The 17,056-nt window shown below is 73.8% G+C and carries 18 protein-coding genes; 6 read left to right on the forward strand and 12 right to left on the reverse strand.

The window, feature by feature from the left end:
- Positions 1–23: 23 nt before the first annotated feature.
- Entirely contained in the window at positions 24–761 is a 738-nt protein-coding gene (locus AD017_RS10610; RefSeq protein ID WP_060574110.1) for an SDR family NAD(P)-dependent oxidoreductase, read from the forward strand.
- A 7-nt stretch (positions 762–768) separates the two neighbouring features.
- On the opposite strand, the gene AD017_RS10615 is transcribed toward AD017_RS10610, so the two are convergent.
- The 3 genes from AD017_RS10615 to AD017_RS10625 all read right to left on the reverse strand — a co-directional run bounded on the left by AD017_RS10615 (position 769) and on the right by AD017_RS10625 (position 3,406).
- Positions 769–966, reverse strand: coding sequence for a hypothetical protein (locus AD017_RS10615; RefSeq protein WP_010228396.1), 198 nt, complete (start codon positions 964–966; stop codon positions 769–771).
- Positions 967–984: 18 nt separating this feature from the next.
- On the reverse strand, positions 985–2,151 hold the full coding sequence (locus AD017_RS10620; RefSeq protein WP_082399163.1) for an Ig-like domain-containing protein: 1,167 nt from the start codon (positions 2,149–2,151) through the stop codon (positions 985–987).
- 205 nt (positions 2,152–2,356) lie between these two features.
- Positions 2,357–3,406 (reverse strand): UDP-N-acetylmuramate dehydrogenase, encoded by a 1,050-nt coding sequence (locus tag AD017_RS10625; RefSeq protein ID WP_060574112.1) that lies wholly within the window; start codon positions 3,404–3,406, stop codon positions 2,357–2,359.
- 22 nt (positions 3,407–3,428) lie between these two features.
- Here AD017_RS10625 and AD017_RS10630 point away from each other — a divergent pair, with 22 nt between their 5' ends.
- The 3 genes from AD017_RS10630 (at position 3,429) to AD017_RS10640 (ending at position 5,927) form a co-directional block, all read left to right on the forward strand.
- Positions 3,429–3,926, forward strand: a complete 498-nt coding sequence (locus AD017_RS10630; protein ID WP_010228403.1) for a DUF2505 domain-containing protein — start codon at positions 3,429–3,431, stop codon at positions 3,924–3,926.
- On the forward strand, positions 3,923–4,798 hold the full coding sequence (gene purU, locus AD017_RS10635) for a formyltetrahydrofolate deformylase (protein WP_060574113.1): 876 nt from the start codon (positions 3,923–3,925) through the stop codon (positions 4,796–4,798). Before AD017_RS10630 ends, purU begins: the two co-directional genes overlap by 4 nt.
- 211 nt (positions 4,799–5,009) lie before the next feature.
- Positions 5,010–5,927 (forward strand): DUF559 domain-containing protein, encoded by a 918-nt coding sequence (locus AD017_RS10640; RefSeq protein WP_060574114.1) that lies wholly within the window; start codon positions 5,010–5,012, stop codon positions 5,925–5,927.
- 187 nt (positions 5,928–6,114) lie between these two features.
- Here the strand turns inward: AD017_RS10640 and lon are convergent, their stop codons facing one another.
- From lon to AD017_RS10675, 7 genes are all read right to left on the reverse strand, one after another.
- Positions 6,115–8,457 carry an endopeptidase La gene (gene lon / locus AD017_RS10645; protein ID WP_202968845.1) on the reverse strand — a complete coding sequence of 781 codons (2,343 nt, stop codon included), beginning with the start codon at positions 8,455–8,457 and terminating at the stop codon, positions 6,115–6,117.
- A 73-nt stretch (positions 8,458–8,530) separates the two neighbouring features.
- A complete protein-coding gene (locus AD017_RS10650) occupies positions 8,531–9,073 on the reverse strand; it encodes a YbaK/EbsC family protein (RefSeq protein ID WP_060576337.1) in 543 nt (180 codons plus the stop codon).
- The gene (locus tag AD017_RS10655) at positions 9,067–9,375 is read right to left on the reverse strand and encodes a DUF2516 family protein (protein ID WP_010224859.1); all 309 of its coding nucleotides are present in this window, start codon (positions 9,373–9,375) and stop codon (positions 9,067–9,069) included. Before AD017_RS10655 ends, AD017_RS10650 begins: the two co-directional genes overlap by 7 nt.
- 159 nt (positions 9,376–9,534) lie before the next feature.
- Complete coding sequence (locus tag AD017_RS10660) at positions 9,535–10,263, reverse strand: hypothetical protein (protein ID WP_033198738.1); 729 nt, start codon at positions 10,261–10,263, stop codon at positions 9,535–9,537.
- 5 nt (positions 10,264–10,268) lie between these two features.
- A complete protein-coding gene (locus AD017_RS10665; RefSeq protein ID WP_060574116.1) occupies positions 10,269–10,760 on the reverse strand; it encodes a helix-turn-helix domain-containing protein in 492 nt (163 codons plus the stop codon).
- Between the two features lie 159 nt (positions 10,761–10,919).
- Positions 10,920–12,263, reverse strand: a complete 1,344-nt coding sequence (locus tag AD017_RS10670) for a DUF445 domain-containing protein (RefSeq protein ID WP_010224853.1) — start codon at positions 12,261–12,263, stop codon at positions 10,920–10,922.
- A gap of 327 nt (positions 12,264–12,590) precedes the next feature.
- On the reverse strand, positions 12,591–13,100 hold the full coding sequence (locus AD017_RS10675) for a hypothetical protein (RefSeq protein WP_060574117.1): 510 nt from the start codon (positions 13,098–13,100) through the stop codon (positions 12,591–12,593).
- A 318-nt stretch (positions 13,101–13,418) separates the two neighbouring features.
- On the opposite strand from AD017_RS10675, the gene AD017_RS37005 reads away from it, so the two are divergent.
- Complete coding sequence (locus tag AD017_RS37005; protein ID WP_010243757.1) at positions 13,419–14,192, forward strand: tryptophan-rich sensory protein; 774 nt, start codon at positions 13,419–13,421, stop codon at positions 14,190–14,192.
- 109 nt (positions 14,193–14,301) lie between these two features.
- Here AD017_RS37005 and AD017_RS10685 read toward each other — a convergent pair whose 3' ends face one another.
- The gene (locus tag AD017_RS10685; protein ID WP_060574118.1) at positions 14,302–14,505 is read right to left on the reverse strand and encodes a cold-shock protein; all 204 of its coding nucleotides are present in this window, start codon (positions 14,503–14,505) and stop codon (positions 14,302–14,304) included.
- Between the two features lie 640 nt (positions 14,506–15,145).
- Between AD017_RS10685 and AD017_RS36180 the strand changes: the two genes are divergently transcribed.
- Positions 15,146–16,207, forward strand: coding sequence for a hypothetical protein (locus tag AD017_RS36180; protein ID WP_060574119.1), 1,062 nt, complete (start codon positions 15,146–15,148; stop codon positions 16,205–16,207).
- A gap of 96 nt (positions 16,208–16,303) precedes the next feature.
- On the opposite strand, the gene mftR is transcribed toward AD017_RS36180, so the two are convergent.
- The gene (gene mftR / locus AD017_RS10695) at positions 16,304–16,942 is read right to left on the reverse strand and encodes a mycofactocin system transcriptional regulator (protein WP_010229847.1); all 639 of its coding nucleotides are present in this window, start codon (positions 16,940–16,942) and stop codon (positions 16,304–16,306) included.
- Positions 16,943–17,056: the final 114 nt, after the last annotated feature.

A 17,056-nucleotide genomic window follows, 5' to 3' on the forward strand; every position in this document is an offset into this window, starting at 1 on the left:
CGGCGGGCCTAGGCTGGGTGACCATGAGTTCCCGTCCCACCGCCGTCGTCACCGGCGCCTCGTCCGGCATCGGTGCCGCCACCGCCCGCGGCCTCGCCGCCGCGAGCTTCCACGTCGTCCTCGGTGCCCGCCGTGTCGAGCGCTGCGAGGAGATCGCGAAGGAGATCGACGGCACGGCGCTGCCGCTCGACGTGACCGACGCCGGATCCGTCGCCGCCTTCGACGCCGCGGTTCCCGAGGCGAAGCTGCTGGTCAACAACGCCGGCGGGGCGAAGGGGCTGGATCCCGTCGCCGAGGCCGACGAGGACGACTGGCGCTGGATGTGGGAGACCAACGTCCTCGGGACGCTCCGGCTGACGAAGGCGTTCCTGCCGAAGCTGGAGGCCTCCGGCGACGGCCACGTCGTCACCGTCACCTCGATCGCGGCGCTCGACTTCTACGACAACGGCGCCGGCTACACCGGCGCCAAGCACGCCCAGGCGATGCTCCACCGCACGCTGCGCGGCGAGCTCCTCGGCAAGCCGATCCGGATCACCGAGATATGCCCCGGCATGGTCGAGACCGAGTTCTCCGAGGTCCGGTTCGACGGCGACGCGGAGAAGGCGGCGAAGGTCTACCAGGGCCTGACCCCGCTGAGCGCCGACGACGTCGCCGAAACCATCACGTTCGCGGCCACCCGGCCGGCGCACGTCAACATCGACCAGATCGTGCTGAAGCCGCGCGACCAGGCGTCCGGCTCGCGGCGGTTCCGCCGGGAGTGACCGGGGTCTAGAGGGTCTCCTCCGACCGGCGGCGCTGCTCGGCGTCGTCGGCCGGTTCGTCGCCGTGGACCGCGCCCGCGATCCGCTCCTCGGACTCGGTGAGGATCTCCTCGGCACCGGGTGCGGTGCCCTCCTCCTCCGGGAGCGGGTTCGCGCGGGTCGCAGCGCGGTCCGGTGGCACGTCGGGGTTCTCGGGAGCGGTCATGGGGGCGACTACCCGTTCCTAGAGGGCGGACAACCTCTGCCACCGGTCCCAGGACAGCGTCCAGTCCCACACGTCGCCGTCGCGCGGGGACAGCTGCACCGGCGTGCCGGTGACCTCGACCGGGTCGCCGAACAGCACCGTGTCGTAGTACGCCTTCGCGTCCGCCGCGGACAGGTTCACGCAGCCGTGCGTGATGTTGGAACTGCCCTGCGCCGACGCCGAGGCCGGGTTGGCGTGGATGAACTCGCCGTTGTTGCTCATCCGCACGGCCCACTTCTCGACGACGTCGTAGCCGTACTGGGCCGAGGTCATCCGCTTGTCGGTGAACTTCTCCGTGACGACGTGCACCCCGGAGCGGGTGTTGCGGTTCGGGTCGGCGGCCAGCCCGTAGCTGGCCGGGTAGTCGGCGACCTGCCTGCCGTCGCGGATCACGACCATGCGGAACGACCTCGCGTCGGCCTTCACGATCTGCGAGCGCCCGATGGTGAACGACGTCGACAGGTCGGCCGCGCCGTAGCTCCCGCCGCCGTAGGCCACGCCCTTGAGCGGCGCGTCGACCGACACCCTCGTCCCGGCGGGCCAGTACTCCTTCGGCCGCCAGTGCACGCGGGAGCCGCCGCCCTCGTCGGGCAGCCAGCCCCAGGCCCCCTCGACTCCGGTCGACGTCGTGACCGTCAGCGCCCGCTCGACGGCGGCACGGTCGTCGACGTGCCGGTCGAACTGGATCTCGATCGGCGCGGCGACACCGACGGTGCGGCCGTCGCCGATGTTGAGCGTGCCGCGCGTGGTGTGCGCGGGCTCCAGCGTCGCGACCGTGCCCTGCACCGGGGTGGCGGCCCCGTCCGGGGCCACCGCACGGCCGTGCCAGGTGTAGGTGGTCGCGAAGTCGAGCTTCCCGCTGCTCGTCCAGGTGGCGCGGTCCGGGGCGAGTCCGCCGGGCACCTGCTCGCCGTCCGGCCCGGTCAGCGAGACGCCGTCGAGGGTCCCCCCGGCGGCACGCACCGAGACCGGGTCGGCCGGGTTCGCCGACGACGCCGACGCCGCCGGCTGGTACGTGAGCTGCGGCCCGGTCGGCGCGGGCGCGGCGAGCGGAGCCGTTCCCCCCTGGGCCCCCGCGAGTGCCACCGCGCCCGCGACACCCGATGCGGCGATCAACGCCACCACCACGAACAACAGCCGGCGCACGGTCCCCCACCCCAGATCGATTGTGTTCCGCAACCGACCGTACGCCTGCCGCGCCGCCCCACCGGGCGGCCTGCGTCACTCCCGCGCCGCACCGTCCGCCGCACCACCTGCCTCGCCGAGATGCAGGCCGGCGTCGTCCGGAGATCGACGATTCGCGCTGAGCCGCATCTCGGCGGGAACGGTCCGGGCACGGACGGGCCCGGGGTCAGAGGGTGCAGCCCACCAGCACCGGCTCGGGGCGCAGGTCCACACCGAACCGGCCGGTGACGCCGTCGCGGACCTCACGGGCCAGTGCGAGCAGGTCGTCGGTGCTCCCGCCGCCGCGGTGGGTGAGGGCGAGCACGTGCCGGGTGGACAGCGACACCCGTCCGCCGGGGCCGGCGTGCCCGCGGGTGAAGCCGGCGTTCTGGATCAGCCCGGCGGCCGACAGCTTCACCCGGCCCTCCCCCGCCGGCCAGGCGGCGAGGCCCTCGACCTGCGGCGCGTCGGCGACGGGCAGGATCGGGTTCGTGAAGAACGAGCCCGCGGACCAGGTGTCGTGGTCCTCGGCGTCGAGCACCATGCCCTTGCCGCGGCGCAGGGCCAGCACGGCGTCGCGGGCGGCGGCCGGATCGACCCGCGTCTCCGGTTCGACGCCGAGGGTCCGGGCGAGCTCGGCGTAGCGGATCGGGGCGGACCGACCGTCACCGCGCAGGGCGAACCGCACCCGCAGGACGACGGCGTCGTCGTTCCCCTTGAGCACGCTCGTGCGGTAGGCGAGCCCCAGGTCCGACGCCGGCACCCGGGTCCGGACGGTGCGGGTCCGGCGGTCGTAGAGATCGACGTCGACGAGCAGGTCGGCGACCTCGACGCCGTAGGCACCGACGTTCTGCACCGGGGTCGCGCCGGTGCGCCCGGGGATGCCGGACAGGCACTCCAGCCCGCCGAGCCCCTCCGCGACGGTGGCCGCGACGACGTCGTCCCAGTCCTCGCCCGCCTCCACGGTCGCGACGACCGTGTCGCCGGCACGCTCGAAGGCCACGCCCCGGCCGGCGAGCAGGACGGCGGTGCCGTCGAACCCGGCGTCGGCGACGACCAGGTTGGAGCCCCCGCCGACGAGCAGCACCCGCTCACCGGCCGCGTCGGCGGCACCGACGGCCGCCACGACGTCGTCGGCCCCCTCGGCTCGGACGATCCGGGCGGCCGGGCCGCCGAGGCGCAGCGTGGTGTGCGCGCTCAGCCGCGGGTCGGTCGTGGTCGTTCCCGGGAAACTCACGGGTGAACGGTAACCTGCGCGCATGCCGCGCTCCCTCGACTACCGCGCCACCTCCGCGCACCCCGCAGAGAAGGTGTACGCGGCCATGGTGGACCGCGACCTGCTCGACGAGCAGCTCCGGCACCTGGGCGGCCCGGGCGCCGCCGTCACCGACTACGAGGCGACCGCCGACGGTGTCCGGTACACGCTGCGGCACGGGATCCCGTCCGAGCACCTGCCCACGGTCGTCACGTCGCTCGTCCCCGGCGGGGACCTGAAGATCGACCGCACCGAGCAGTGGAAGGCCGGCGGCGCCGGGGTCTACGACGGCACCGGCTCGGTCAAGGTCGTCGGTACGCCGGCGACGGCGCGGTCGGTCATGCGGATCGCCGACGTCGACGGCGGCAGCGAGATCCGGATCCGCGCCGAGGTGACGGTGAAGGTGCCGATCGTCGGGTCCCGGATCGAGGAGGCCGTCGCCGGCCAGATCGAGCAGCTGCTGGCCGCCGAGACGGAGTTCACGCTGGCACGGGTCTCGTGAACCGCCGGTACGTCATCACCCTGTCGTGTCCGGACCGGACCGGGATCGTCGCGCGGATCTCCGCGTTCCTCGCCGACCTCGGCGCGTCGATCACCGAGGCCGCATACCACGCCGACGTCGACGCCGGGGTGTTCTGCACCCGTCAGGTCGTGGACGCCGCCTCCGTCCCGTGCGACGTCGACGAGCTCCGCTCGCTGTTCGCGCCGGTGGCCGCCGAGCTCGGCGGCGAGCACCGGATCTCCGACACGGGCGTCCGCAAGCGCGCCGTGCTGCTGGTGACGAAGGACCAGCACTGCCTGCACGACCTGCTCGGACGCGTCTGGGCCGGTGAGCTGCCGGTCGAGATCACCCGGGTGATCGGCAACCACGAGGCGCTGGGCGAGATCGTCAGCGCGCACGGGGTGCCGTTCCACCACGTCCCGTTCCCGGAGCCCGGCGACCGGTTCCGTGAGCAGGGCAAGGTGACCGCCTTCGAGGAGGTCCGCAAGCTCGTCGACGCGGACTCCCCCGACGCGATCGTCCTGGCCCGGTTCATGCAGATCCTGCCCGCGCACCTGTGCGAGGCCTGGGCCGGACGGGCGATCAACATCCACCACAGCTTCCTGCCCTCGTTCGCGGGGGCGCGGCCGTACCACCAGGCGCACCGGCGCGGGGTGAAGCTGATCGGCGCGACCTGCCACTACGCCACCGCCGACCTCGACGCCGGCCCGATCATCGAGCAGGACGTCATCCGCGTCGACCACGGCGACACCGCCGCCGACATGGTCCGGCGGGGCCGCGACATCGAGCGCCTCGTCCTGGCCCGGGGCCTGCGCTGGCACCTGGAGGACCGGGTGCTGATCCAGGGCAACCGCACGATCGTCTTCCACTGAGCTCCCGCGTGCGTTCGCCCCGCCCGCTCGTCGAGATGCAGCTCAGCGTCGTCCGGTGATCGACGATCCGCGCTGAGCCGCATCTCGGTGGGGGTGGTCCGGGGCCGGACGGTCCGCGCCGGGGGTCGTGTTCCGGGAGCGCACGTTCGCGATCGGGATCGCGTGACCGCGAACGGGTCCGGTCCTCCGACGGTCCCGGGATCCTCGGGCCATGTCGGTCCCCGGATGGCCCGAGGTGTTCCGTGGGACGGCCGCGGTCGCCGCCGGGCTCGTCACCCCCGGACGGCTCCGGGGCCCGTCGTTCGAGCGGCTCCTCCCCGACACCTACGCCCCCGCCACCGGGGAGTCCCCGGACCTGCGCCTGCGCTCGCTGGCCGCGTCCCTGTGGGCGGGGGACGGCGCCGTCCTCTGCGGGTACTCGGCGGCGGAGCTGCAGGGACGCTCGTGTGCTCCGCTCGGCGAACCCGCCGAGGTCGTGGTGCCCGCGACCTGCTCCGGTCCCCGCTCCCGCCGGGAGGTGCGCGTGCGGCGCGACGCGCTCCACCCGCGCGAGATCATCGAGATCGCCGGTGTCCGCGTCACGACTCCCATGCGCACCGCGTTCGACCTCGCCCGCCGGTTGCCGCCGGTCGAGGGGATCGTCGCGATCGACGCGCTCGCCCGCGGCACGTTCGCCCCGGACCTGCTGCTGACGTACGCCGCCCGGTACGTCGGCCTGCGCGGGGTGCGAGCGGTGATCGACGCCCTGACCTGGGCCGACGCCCGCAGCGGTTCCCCACCGGAGACCCGGCTCCGGCTGATCCTGGTGCGGAGCGACCTGCCGCGTCCGGTGCCGCAGCACCCGGTCGTCGACGAGCGCAGGCGCGTCCTGTGGCTCGACCTCGCCTATCCGGAGCACCGGCTCGGCGTCGAGTACGACGGCGGCGACCACTTCGCGACCCCGCAGGCCGCCCGTGCCGACGCCCAGCGGCACACCCGGCTCGCCGCCGCCGGATGGCGGGTGCTCCGCTACACCGCGGCCGAGATGCGTCGCGAACCGCAGCGGATCGTCACCGAGGTGCGACGAGCGCTCGGGAACTCCCGCCGAGATGCAGCTCAGCGCCGTCCGGTGATCGACGATCCGCGCTGAGCTACATCTCGGCGAGAGTGCTCCGGGCACGGACGGTCCGGTGCGGCGGAGCGGCGGTGCGGCGCGGCACGCGGCAGGCACGACGGGCCCGGCACGCACGACCGGGCCCGGCACGCACGACCAGGCCCGGCACGCGCAACGGCGCCCGCCCCGCGGTGTGCGGGACGGGCGCCGGATCGTGCGGTGGTCAGGCCGCGTGCTGCTGCGCGTCCACCGGCTCCAGGGCGATCTCCAGGACCTCGGCGACGTCGGCCACCGGGTGCACCCGCAGCTCGTTCCGGACCGACTCCGGGACGTCGTCCAGGTCGGGCTCGTTGCGCTTCGGGATGATCACGTCGGTCAGCCCGGCCCGGTGTGCGGCGAGCAACTTCTGCTTCACCCCACCGATCGGCAGCACCTTGCCCTGCAGCGTCACCTCGCCGGTCATGCCCACGCTGGAACGCACCGGGCGTCCGGACGCGAGGGAGGCCAGCGCCGTCGTCATCGTGACGCCGGCGGACGGGCCGTCCTTCGGGACCGCGCCGGCCGGGACGTGGACGTGGAGCTTCCCCTGGGCCAGGTCACCGGCCAGTCCGCGCGAGCGCAGGTAGGACAGGGCGATCGAGACCGACTCGGTCATCACCTCGCCCAGCTGCCCGGTGATCTGCAGGCCCGGCTCGCCCTGCATCGAGGTGGCCTCGATGAACAGCACGTCCCCACCGGCCCCGGTCACCGCCAGGCCGGTCGCGACGCCCGGCACGGACGTCCGCTCGGCCGACTCCGGCGTGAACCGCGGACGGCCGAGGTAGGTGACGAGCGCATCGGCGTCGACGTGCACCGGGCGCACGGTCTCCGAGCCGTCCGAGGCGTCGAGCTGCACCGCGACCTTCCGCAGGACCTTCGCGAGGCCCCGCTCCAGCTGGCGCACCCCGGCCTCCCGGGTGTACTCGGCGGCGATCATCGACAGCGCGACGTCGGTGAACTCGACGTCGCCGTCGTCCAGCCCGGCCTTCTCGACCTGCCGCGGGAGCAGGTGGTCACGGGCGATCGCGACCTTCTCCGGCTCGGTGTAGCCGTCGAGCGTCACGATCTCCATCCGGTCCGCGAGCGGCCCGGGGATCCCGGACGGGTCGTTCGCCGTGGCCAGGAACAGCACGTTCGACAGGTCCAGATCGACCTCGAGGTAGTGGTCGCGGAACGTGTGGTTCTGCGCGGGGTCGAGGACCTCCAGCAGCGCGGCGGTCGGGTCGCCCCGGAAGTCCGAGCCGACCTTGTCGATCTCGTCGAGCAGCACGACCGGGTTCATCGACCCGGCCTCGCGGATCGCGCGGACGATCCGGCCGGGCAGCGCGCCGACGTAGGTGCGCCGGTGGCCGCGGATCTCCGCCTCGTCCCGGACACCGCCGAGTGCCACCCGGACGAACTTCCGTCCCAGCGACCGCGCGACCGACTCGCCCAGCGACGTCTTGCCGACACCGGGCGGGCCGACCAGCGACAGCACCGCGCCGGAGCCGCGGCCGCCGATCGTGTCGGTCCCCCGCCGGTTGCGCCGGGCCCGGACGGCCAGGAACTCGATCAGCCGTTCCTTGACGTCGTCGAGGCCGGCGTGGTCGGTGTCCAGGATCCGGCGGGCCTCGACGAGGTCCGCCGAGTCCTCGGTGGTGTCGTTCCACGGGATGTCGAGCACGGTGTCGAGCCAGGTCCGGATCCACCCGGACTCCGGGCTCTGGTCCGAGGCCCGCTCCAGCTTCCCGACCTCGGCCAGTGCCGCCTTGCGGACGTGCTCGGGCAGGTCCGCCGCCTCGACCCGGGCTCGGTAGTCGGCCTCGCCGTCGGGGTCGTCCTCGCCGAGCTCCTTGCGGATCGCGGCGAGCTGCTGGCGCAGCAGGAACTCACGCTGCTGCTGCTCCATGCCCTCGCGGACGTCGTTCGAGATCTTCTCCGAGACCTCCTGCTCGGCGACGTGCGCCTTCGTCCACTCCAGCAGCTTCTCCAGCCGGGCGGTCACGTCGGTCTCGGCGAGCAGCTCGGCCTTGTGCGCGACGTCCAACCAGGACGCCCAGCCGGCCAGGTCGGCGAGCTGCCCGGGATCGGAGGTCTGCTGCACCGAGTCGATGACCTGCCAGGCGCCCCGCTGCTGCAGGATGCCGACGACCAGCGCCTTGTACTCGGTGGCGAGCTCGTGGGTGCGTCCGGTCGGCCCGGCCGAGTCGACGGGCTCGGCCTCCACCCACAGGGCGGCACCGGGTCCGGAGACCCCGCTGCCGATGCGGGCGCGGCGCTCACCGCGCACCACCGCGGCCCGGTCGCCGTTCGGCAGCCGGCCGATCTGTTCCAGGACGGCGACCACACCGATCGCGCCGTACCGCCCGTCCAGGCGGGGGACGACGAGGACCCGTCTGCCGTCGTCGTCGTCCCCGTCCCCGGCCGCCGTCGCGGCGTCGATGGCGGCACGGGTGTCGGGCGCGTCCAGGCGGACCGGGACCACCATCCCGGGCAGGACCACGGTGTCGTCGAGGGGCAGGACCGGGAGCGTCAGCACGTCACTCATGTCCGCTCCAACAGCGGTGAGCCGGAACTGCTTCCGAAAGTTGAGCGGTGTCCGCTCAGGGCGAACACCGGGCTCAGCGCGCGAGGTCCTCCACGACCGTGGCGTTCGGCAGCGACGCCAGGAGATCGCCGGGGACGGCGAGCTTCCCGCCCCGGATCCCGCTGCCGACGACGACCGCGTCCGCCCCGGCGACGCCCGGCGCGATCCACAACGGCCAGTCGGCGGGGAGCCCGATCGGCGTGATCCCGCCGTAGGCCATCCCGGTCAGGGTGACGGCGTCGTCCATCGGCGCGAACGAGACCTTGCGGACGTCGAGCCGCTTCTTGACGACGCCGTTGACGTCCACCCTCGTGGTGGCGAGGGCGAGGCAGGCCGCGTACCGGACCTCGCCCGCGCGCCTGCCCGCGACGACGACGCAGTTCGCCGCGCGGTCGAGCGGCGACCCGTAGGCCGCGCAGAACGCGGCGGTGTCGGCGAGCTCGGGGTCGATCTCGGCGACACCGATCCGGTCGGCGTCGAGATCCTTCAGGGCGCGTGCGACCGGGTCCGCCAGGAGGTCGGGACGCCCGGTCGCGGGGACGGCGTCCAACGTGCCGAGGACCGGCCAGGTCACCAGCGGGGACCGCCGCCCTGGACCTCCATCACCGCCGGCTTCACGTCGACGATGTAGACGAGCACCGCCACCATCGCGGCCAGCCAGAACATGGCCCCGCCGTACATCGGGCCGCCGGTGATGATCAGCAGGAGCAGCCCGACGCCGGTGATGCCGAGCCAGGCGTTCTTGGTGAGCTTCCCGGCGGCGTTGAAGGCGTCCGCGCGCTGGCGCAGGGCGTGCAGGAACGCGTAGCCACCCAGCGGGAGCGCGAGGATCTTGATCCCGAAGACGATCCACTGATCGAGCGAGTACAGCAGTTCCACGGGCTCAGCGTACGGGCAGAGCGACCTTCGGTCACGCGGACTCCCGGCGATACGGACGGAAGCCGTGAACCACCTCGGGGAGACGACGAACGCCCCCGACGGCTCCGGGCCGTCGGGGGCGTTCGCGAGAAGATCACCGGGCGGTCCGCCCGGCCGGGCTCACTTCTTGGCGGTCGTGCTGGTGGTGCGGCGGGTCGCCGGCTTGCGGGCCGGAGTGCTCTTCGCACCGGTGGAGGTCTTCGGGTCGGTCTTCGCCGCGGTCTTGCGGGCGGTGGACCGCGTGGTGGACGCGACCTCGTCACCGGCCTCGGTGATGGCCTCGGCGGCGTCCTTCGACACCTCGGTCACGGCCTCGGCGGCCTCGCCGGCCGCGGTCTGGGTCCGGCGCGCGACCTTCTCGCCGACCGAGCGGGTCTGGGTGGTGACCGTGTCGAGCGCCTTGGCCGCGGCGTCGTGGGTCTCGTCCACGAAGCCGTCGACGCGGGCGTCGAACTTCTCGGTCAGGTCCTCGACCGTGTCGATCGCGTTCTTGACCTGCGGCTGCTTGCGCAGCTTGCCCCAGGCCTTCTCGCCACGCTGGGCGAAGCCGACGTAGACGCCCTCGACCTCGGAGCGGAACTCCTCGACCTGCTTGCGCAGGCTGTCGGAGGACAGCTTGCCGCGCAGCTCCTTGAGCTCCTCCGGGAACTCCTGGACGCGGGTCTGCACCTCCTCCGCGCGCTGGGTCGCGGTGGTGCGGACGTCGGTGACGGCCTTGGACACGGTCGTGTAGGCGTAGTCGCCGACGCCGATGACGGCCATCAGCGGCGTGCGGGCGACCTCGGCCTGCTCGGCGGTCTGCTCGCGCAGCTTCTTCACGTCGGCACTGGTCGGGAGGTTCACGGCCATGGTGATCACTTCCTCGTCTCGATGGAGTGGGGGGTGTCGTCGGGGAGGCCGTTCTCCCTGCGGAACGACTCGTACACGTCGAGCAGCACGCGTTTCTGCCGCTCGCTGAGGGTCGGATCGGTGAGCACCGCGTCGGTCACCTTGCCGGCGGGGCGCTCCTCGAGGATCCCGGCGCGGACGTACAGCGCCTCGGCCGAGATCCGCAGCCCTTTCGCGATCTGCTGCAGGATCTCCGCGGACGGCTTGCGGAGTCCGCGCTCGACCTGACTCAGGTAGGGGTTGCTCACCCCCGCCGAGCGGGCCAGCTGACGCATGGAGACCTGTGCGGCCTCCCGCTGGGACCGGATGTAGGACCCGATGTCCTCCACCGCGTGCCCGACGGCCTGCTGGGCCTGCCCGACGACCTGGCCGACGTGCTCGACGGCGGCCTGGCCTACTCGATCGGGGGGCTCGACGGTCTTCCGGTCACCGCTGCCGGGCTTCGGCTGGGTGGCCATCCGTCTCGCCTCCGGTTCGATCCGTTCCTCACTGACAGAACCGACCGTACGCCCGGGTGCTAACTCTTGCAAGCACAGTGCTAGCGCAGGTGACGTGGCCTGCGCCACGTTCGTGACAGGGGGATGGCGATGGCGTGACGCCGCAGTGAGACGGCCGCGTCAGCCGATGACCAGCTCCCCGACGGCGTGGATCACCAGGCCCGCCAGCGCCCCCACGACGGTGCCGTTGATCCGGATCCACTGCAGGTCCCGGCCGACCTGCAGCTCGATCTTGCGGGAGGTCTCCTCGGCGTCCCAGCGGGCCACCGTGTCGGTGATCAGCGTGGTGATCTGGTGCCGGTAGTGCCGCACGACGTAGCACGCGGCGTCGGCCATCCAGCCGTCCAGCTTGGCGGCGAGCTCGCGGTCCCGGCCGAGCCGACGGCCGAAGGCCATGAGCCCGTCACGCACCCGCAGCCGCAGCTCGTTGGACGGGTCGTCGGCGGCGTCGAGCACCATGCCCTTGACGACCGTCCAGGCCCGGCCGATGAAGTGCTGCACCTCCGGGTGCTCGACGACCTGGCGCTTGACCTGCTCGGCGCGGTCCATCGTCGTCGCGTCGTGCTGGAGGTCCTGGGCGAACTCGGCGAGGTAGCGGTCGACCGCGTGGCGCAGCGGGTGCTGCGGATCGGTCTTGACCGCCCAGGCGTAACCGCGGATCTCGGCGAAGAGCTTGTCGGCGACCATGTCGTCGACGAACCGCGGTGTCCACGACGGCGCCCGGTCGTGCACCACCCGCAGCACCATGTCCTGGTTGTCGGCGACCCAGTCGTAGGCGCGGTCGCAGACGAGGTCGACCAGTCGCCGGTGCGCGCCGTCGGCCAGGACCCCCTCCAGGGCCTTGCCCATCGGCGGGCCGACGGGGATCTCGAGCAGCTTCCGGACGGCGACGGTCTCGATGACGTTCTGCACGTCCTCGTCGCGCAGCACCATGACGAGGGCGCGCGCCGCGGTGACGAGCTCGGTGGTGACGCGGTCGGCGTTGGCCTGCTGCCCGATCCAGCGCCCGACCTGCTCGCTGACCCCGACCGACTCCAGCTTCTCGCGGACCACGGCCTCGGACAGGAAGTTCTCGCCGACGAAGTCGCCGAGGCTGTCGCCGATCGTGTCCTTCTTGCGCGGGATGATCGCGGTGTGCGGGATCGGCAGCCGCAGGGGGTGCCGGAACAGCGCGGTGACGGCGAACCAGTCGGCGAGCGCGCCCACCATGCCCGCCTCGGCGCTCGCCCGCAGGTAGGACGCCCAGGCCAGCCCCTGGACCACCTCCAGGTACTTGGCGAGGAAGAAGACGATCGTCGCCCCGACGAGGAACCCGGTCGCGACCATCTTCATGCGGCGCAGGTCGCGACGCTTCTGCTCGTCGCCGGGGCCGAAGCCACCGAGCGGGGTCGAGGGGATCGAACCGACGGTCCGGTCCCGCGGCGGGATCGGTGCCGGGCGCTCCGGCGCGCGGGAGGTCTGCACGACTCCATAGTGCCGCGCGACTCCGACAGCGGCCGCCGGGGTGGGCCGGGGAGGACTCCGGGTGATCCCGGACGACGATCCGGCCGGGCCCGGGAATCATCCCTCCGGGCCCGGCCGTCGCCGGCGGTGCGGCTGCTCGGCGGGGTCGCGAGGCGAGCCCGCCCGGCGAGGGAGAAGTGCCCCCTCGGGCGCCGCTACCGGTGCGCGCCGCCGGGCCGGTCCCGGCACCCGCCGCGAGGGACGGGTGACATCGGGACGACTCCGGGCCGGCGGTGCGCCGGACGCGCGGGCCGGGCCGATGTCCGGGCCGGGCCGCGCGGGTCGGGATCAGCGCTGCAGCACGCCGACCTCGTCCTGGCCGATCGCTGCGGTCGACGACGCCGCGGCGCGCTGCCGGACGGCGTCCGCGACCGCGTCGACGACGACCGAGGCCTCGGGCACGCGGTACCCGACGCGGGCCGGCGCGACGCGCCACTGCACCCAGCCGTCGGGGCGCTCGGTCGGCGGTGCGACGACGCCGATGCCGTCGGTGTGCAGCACGACGTCGGTGTGCAGGCTGAGCTCTGCGGGCAGCGCGTGCCGCGGACTCATGGGGAACCACCATGTGCCCTCGGGGGTCGCGGCCACCGGGACGACCTCACCGGCCTCCCGGAGCGTCCGGCACACCACGCGGCCTATCGCCGCCGGGACCTCGACGACGTCGAGCACGTCGCCGGTGACCAGGAGTACGTCGGAGCCGAGGCCCGGAACGAGGGGCCAGCCGTGGTCGGCGTACTCGTGTGCCGCTGCGCGCAGCTCCGCGCCGTAGACGGCTCGGTAGCTGTCCCACCAGGACATCAGGGATCCACTTCCTTCCGTGTGACGGACACCGCCGTGGTGTCCTCTGTGAAGTGCAACACCAGGATGCAGGCTCCGGGCACGCCTCCGCGACCGGTTCGCGGCGAGGGCGCGGACCCGCGAGACGAGCGGGAACGACCGACCGCACGCCGTCGCGACCGCCGGTGAGCGGCAGGTGACCGGGCGGAGCGGGCCGACGACCGGTGGCAACCCCCGACGCTCCGGGTGCCACACCGGTCGTCGCACCGCTCGACATGCCTCGTCAGTCAACTGTCTTTACGATCGAGAGGAATATCGGGCGATCAGGAGGAGACCGACATGACGACGATCGGGGGCACCGGCACGGCGACCCGCGCCGACACGGTGCGGACGTGGGCGGTGCTGGGAGCGGCGGTGCTGCAGACGGTGGCGGGCTCGCTGGGTGGCAGCGGGTTCTTCGGGGAGTCGCAGCGGGTCCTGTCGGACCGCTACCCGTCCCTGCTGACGCCGGCGACGATCGCCTTCTCCGTCTGGCCGGTGATCTACCTGGCCCTGCTGCTGTTCGCCGTCCACCAGTCACTCCCGGGACAGCGGTCGCGGCCGGTGCACCGCGCCACCGGGTGGCTGTTCGTCGCGACGGCCGTGCTCAACGCGGGCTGGATCGTCGTCTTCTCCCAGGAGCTCCTCGGCCTGGCGCAGCTGATGATCGTCGCACTACTGGTCGTACTCGCCGTCGCACTGCGGCGGCTCACCGCGGTCCCCGCGGACGGAGTGGTCGACCGGCTGCTCGTGCACGGGCCGTGGGCGTTCTACGCGGGCTGGGTCTCGGCGGCCACCGTCGCGGGGCTCTCCGTGACGCTGACCTACTGGGGTGCCGCACTCGGCCCGGTCCCGGCGGCGGCGCTGCTCCTCGTGGCGGCGGCCGCGTTCGGGTACGCGACGCGGCTGACCACGGCGGCGGTGCCGTACGCGGCGACGGTGGTGTGGGCGCTGGTCTGGGTGGCGGCCGCGTCGGTCGCCGTCGTCACGGTCGTCGCGGTGCTCGGCGCGCTCGCGGTCGTGACGGTCGCGGTCCTGCGCACGCGCGAGGGCGTGCGCGCGGCGTTCGGCTGACCGTCCACCGGGGACGGCGGCCGGAGACCCCGGAGACGCGGACGGCGCCGGTGCTCCACGGAGGAGCGCCGGCGCCGTCGGCACACGCGGGGTCGTACCCCGCGGGAAGTCAGATCACGCGGACCGTGTCGGCCTGCGGGCCCTTCTTACCCTGGCTGGACTGGAAGTCGACCCGCTGGTTCTCCTCCAGGGTACGGAACCCGTTGGACTCGATCGCGGAGTAGTGGACGAAAACGTCCGGTCCCTCGTCGTCGGTGGCGATGAAGCCGAAGCCCTTCTCGGCGTTGAACCACTTGACGGTGCCCTGCGGCATAACTGTGTCCTTCTCAGATGGAGCGGTTCCGGGCCTCACTGCGAGGCACCGGAGGTCGCGCGGGCATCGTCGGATGACACATCCGCATCACCGGCGAAGCCCACCGTCACAACTTCCACACGGACGCTTCACGGCGATCGGGAGAAGAACGACTGCAACCAGCGCGGACGCTACCACTCTCCGCGTCGCGACGGACCCCACCCGACGTTTCCCGATCACACGACTCCCCCGCTCCCCTGACATCCCACCCGCACCACGGCCTTTCACGGACAGTGAGACGAGGCCCCGAAAACGGGCACGGCCGGTCACCACGTCCCCCGACGAGTGAATGCGGGGCCCTTTCCATGCCGACGGGTGAGCACTCGGCGCTCAAAGGCCCCGGACGGGTGACGGACGGCGTCCGGCCCCGCCGACGACCCCTCCAGCCCCCCGAACGGGGTCCCCCGTTCCGGGCTCGTCACCGCTCGCAACGGTCGCTCTGTGACCGACGGGACGGACGTGACGGGTGTGGCCACTATCGGGTCACTGGTGGAACACGCCTGGTCACCGCAAGCTCTGCGCCGTCAGTCACCGTGCAGCAGCAGCGCCCACTGGAGAGAACGTGCGATCCCGAGTCACCACTTCCGTCGCCCTCACCCTCATGATCGGCACCCTGGGTGTCTGCGGTGCCGGCGTGGCCGGCGCTGCCGAGCCCGTCCGCGTCCCCGCAGCACCGGCCTCGCTCTCGGCCCCCGCCCAGCCGGCCGCCCCGCAGAGCTCGAACGACGGCCCGCTGGACCGGCTGTTCGACACCCTCTTCGGGGGCTCGTCCGTCGACGACCCCGCCGACCCGGCCGACCTCGACACCGTCGACGCCGCAGCACCGGCGGTACCCGGTGCGGTCCCCGCCGTGCCGCAGGCGGGCGTCCCGGCCGACGTCCCCGTGCCGGGAGCACCCGCGGTGCCCGGCGCACCGGCGGTCCCGCAGGCCCCTGCCGCCCCGGCGGTCCCGCCGGCGCCGGCGGTGCCCGGTGCTCCGCAGGTCACGGCGCCGGAGCTGCCGCAGGCTCCCGCGGCACCGGGTGTGGCGCAGGCTCCGGGCGTCCCCGGCAGCCCCGCTGTTCCGGCCGCCCCCGCGGTCCCGGCTGCTCCCGCAGTCCCCGCGGCCCCGGCCGTCCCCGCGGCCCCGGCCGTCCCCGCGACCCCGGCCGTCCCGGGGGCCGCCGCACCGGCAGTGGTGGCGGCCCAGGAGTCCCCGGCCGACGTCGTCCAGCAGGTGGCCGACGAGCCGCCGTCCGCACCGGCCGTGCCCGGCGCTCCGCAGACGCCCGCCGTGCCCGGTGCTCCGGCCGCCCCCGCCGTCCCGGCCGACCCGCAGGTCCCCGCGGTGCCGGCCGCACCGCAGGCCCCCGCCGTCCCGGGCGCTCCCGCGGTCCCGCAGGTCCCGGGCGCACCGGCCGCCCCGCAGGTCCCCGCCGCACCGGCAGTGCCCGCCGCGCCTGCCGTGCCGGCCGCACCTGCCGTCCCGCAGGCTCCGGCGGTCCCGGGCGCGCCGCAGGCCCCGGCCGTCCCGGGTGCCCCGGCGGCACCGGAGGTCCCCGCGGGCGCGGCCCAGGAGGCTCCGGCCACCCCGGGTACCGACACCGCCGCGGCGACGGAGCCGGCCGAGACCTCCCCGTCGAAGCCCAGCCTGTGGGAGCGGCTGTTCGGCAGCCCGCGCTGACCGCGACGGGCTCCACCGCGCCGACGGCGTCCCGCACCCGCGGGGCGCCGTCGCGCCGCGTCCGCCGTCCGTGTCCCGCCGCGCACCGGGGCGGCGTCACCCCAGGTCGGCCGCCCAGCCCTGGGTGAGGGAGCCGAACACGTCGTCGAGGAGATCGGCGAGCTCGGCGCCGTCGTCGGCCAGCCAGTGCTCGTAGGCGGCGAGGCAGACGCCCAGGCAGGCGTGCCCGAGGCTCTGCGGCACCAGGCCGGACGACGGCTCCCCCCGTCGCTCGGCGACGTGGTCGGCGACGACCTGCCGCCAGGCCGCGTAGCGGAGCGTGGAGTGCGCCTGCAGGGCAGGTGTCTCCAGGATCAGCCGCAGCCGCCTGCGGTGCCACGGCTGCTCGTCGGGGTCCACGTGGTTGAACTCGAGCACCGCCCGGCGGATGCCCTCCAGCACGGGCAGGTCCGGTGACTGCGCGGCGAGCACCGCCCGCATCCGGACGAGCTGCTCGTCGAAGGCTCCCCAGGCGACGTCGTTCTTGGACGCGTAGTACCGGAAGAACGTGCGACGGCCGATGCCGGCGGCGTGGGCGACGTCGTCGACGGTCGTGTGGTCGAAGCCCTGCTCGCTGAACATCTCCAGCGCGATGTGCTCGATCTCGTACCGGGACGTCACGGGACGCCGGCCTGCCCGGCGCAGGCCGGACGTGCCACCGGGATGGTCTGTGCCGTTCTCGGCCGTCGCCGACATCGCCGCGTTCCCCGAGTCCTCCGGGCCCCGCTCAGGTCGTTCGGACGCGCCCGGGAGGCCGTGCGGGCGCCGATCCCCCGATCATTCCATGTCGCCCGCCCGTGCGGGTCCGCC

It is taken from the genome of Pseudonocardia sp. EC080619-01, assembly GCF_001420995.1.
GTDB lineage: Bacteria > Actinomycetota > Actinomycetes > Mycobacteriales > Pseudonocardiaceae > Pseudonocardia.